General features: G+C 72.1%; 1 protein-coding gene. It reads left to right on the plus strand.

Features of this window, described 5'->3' with window-relative positions; translation table 11 throughout:
* Positions 1-239: 239 nt before the first annotated feature.
* Positions 240-1,457, plus strand: a complete 1,218-nt coding sequence (locus V6M42_RS03080; protein WP_332677079.1) for a cytochrome c — start codon at positions 240-242, stop codon at positions 1,455-1,457.
* Positions 1,458-1,639: the final 182 nt, after the last annotated feature.

Raw genomic sequence — 1,639 nt, forward strand, 5'->3', positions numbered from 1 at the left:
GCCATCGCCAGTCCGCCCAGGGCGGCCAGGGTGAAGAGCACGGTCACCGTCATCAACAGGGTCTGGACGTCCATGCGCGTTCTCCGGTGTGGCCGATCGCCCATGCTGCGCGCGCCCCCTGTCGCCGCGTCGTGACGCCCGCGGGCCGCCCGGCCCGGGTTCGCGTCGGGTTCACCGCATGGCGCGGAATCTCCCCGGGTACGGAACCCTCCGCCGCCCCACCTCCCTGGAGGTGCGCCATGTCCCGTCCGTCCCGCGGCCCCCGTGCCGCCCCGCTCCTCTCCGTGCTCGCCGCCCTGATCGTCGTCGCCTGCGCGACCGAACCGGTCGAAGTCCCCGCCACTCCCGTGACCCTGCCCGCGCCCGTGCCCGTGCCGCCGCCGGGTGGCGATCCGCCGGCGCTGGTGGCCGAAGGCCAGCGTGTCTTCCGCTTCGACACGTTCGGCGACGAGCAGCTGTGGACCGATACGCTCGCGCTGCACACCGTCGTCGAGACCGCGGTCGATCCCACCACCGCGCTGAAGGTCGGCCTGAAGGTCGACGCGGACGCGCTGCCGCCGGGCACGCTGCTGACGGCCGACCTCACGAGTCCGGCCACGACCGTGGCGCTGCTCAGGCTCGACGCCGTCGTCGGCCTGAAGGCGACGGTCGACGCCGCCGGCCACATCACCCGACTCGGCGTCACCTGTGCGCTGTGCCATTCCACCGTCGACGACTCGGTGCAGAAGGGCATCGGCCGGCGCCTGGACGGCTGGCCCAACCGCGACCTCGACGTCGGCGCGATCATCGCGCTGTCGCCGAACCTGCCCGCCGACAAGAAGGCGGTCTACAACAGTTGGGGCCCCGGCCGTTACGACCCGCGCTACAACCTCGACGGGAAGAACACCCCGCTGGTGCTGCCGCCGGCCTACGGCCTGGCGCATGTCCGCAACGAGACCTACACCGCCGAAGGGCCGCTGTCGTACTGGAACGCCTATGTCGCGATCACGCAGATGGGCGGCCAGGGCGATTTCCACGACGACGCCCTGGGCATCCATGTCGACCACGACCCCGACCGGGTGACGGCGAAACTGCCGGCGCTGCACGCCTACCAGCACAGCCTCGCGACGCCGTCGCCGCCGGCCGGCAGCTACGACCCGGCGATGGCCGACCAGGGCCGCGCCGTCTTCGCCCGGCACTGCATGGGCTGCCACACCGGCGTCAACGGCACCGACAACAATGGCGGCGTGCTGCACGCCCCCGCCGAGACCGGGATGGACGGCGCCTATGCGGCCCGCACGAAGAACAAGGCCTACCGCACCACGCCGCTGCGCGGGCTGTGGCAGCACCCGCCGTACTTCCACGACGGCAGCGCGGCGACGCTGGCCGACGTGGTCGCGCATTACGACCGCGTCCGTGGCCTGGGCCTGGCCGACGCCCAGCGGCGCGACCTCGTCGAATTCCTCAAGACGCTGTAGCCGGAACGAAAGAGCCCCGCGCAGGCGGGGCTCGATCGAACACGGGTACCACCGGTACGTTTACTGCGCCGGGGCGGCCGCGGCGGGCTTCACGAAGCGCAGCGTCATCCGGTCGCTTTCGCCGATCGCCGCGTACTTGGCCTTGTCGGCCTCTTCGTGGTTGTTGCCCGGCGGCAGCGTCC

This window comes from Brevundimonas sp. (assembly GCF_036677305.1).
In the GTDB taxonomy this organism is placed as follows: domain Bacteria; phylum Pseudomonadota; class Alphaproteobacteria; order Caulobacterales; family Caulobacteraceae; genus Brevundimonas.

Bases quoted from the DNA above. Each gene is read 5' to 3' on its own strand.
- V6M42_RS03080 (WP_332677079.1), top strand. From the start codon at position 240: ATGTCCCGTCCGTCCCGCGGCCCCCGTGCCGCCCCGCTCCTCTCCGTG.